The sequence below is a fragment of the Streptomonospora alba genome, assembly GCF_000826685.1.
In the GTDB taxonomy this organism is placed as follows: Bacteria; Actinomycetota; Actinomycetes; order Streptosporangiales; family Streptosporangiaceae; genus Streptomonospora; species Streptomonospora alba.
This window is the reverse complement of the sequence record NZ_JROO01000105.1, coordinates 1-316: the sequence shown is the minus strand read 5'-3', so window position 1 is coordinate 316 and position 316 is coordinate 1. Positions and strand designations below refer to the sequence as shown.

General features: G+C 70.6%; 1 protein-coding gene. It reads right to left on the bottom strand.

The features are described 5' to 3' along the window. Positions 1–316: tetratricopeptide repeat protein (locus LP52_RS25465; RefSeq protein WP_040276970.1), on the bottom strand; the 316-nt coding region annotated here is incomplete at both ends.

Below are 316 nucleotides of genomic sequence, written 5' to 3'. Positions count from 1 at the left end.
CATCGCGTCGGTGTCCCCGTTGTCGATGGCGCGGTGGTACCAGGTCACGGCCTCCTCGGTGCGCCCGTCCTGCTGCTTCAACAGAGCGGCGAGGCCGACCATCGCGATGATGTCCCCGTTGTCGGCGGCGCGGTGGTACCAGGCCTCGGCCTCCTCGGTGCGCCCGTCCTGCTTCAGCAGCAGGCCGAGGCCGACCATCGCGTCGGTGTCCCCGTTGTCGGCGGCGCGGTTGTACCAGGCCTCGGCCTCCTCGGTGCGCCCGTCCTCGTCCAGCAGCAGGCCGAGGCCGACCATCGCGATGATGTTCCCGTTGTCG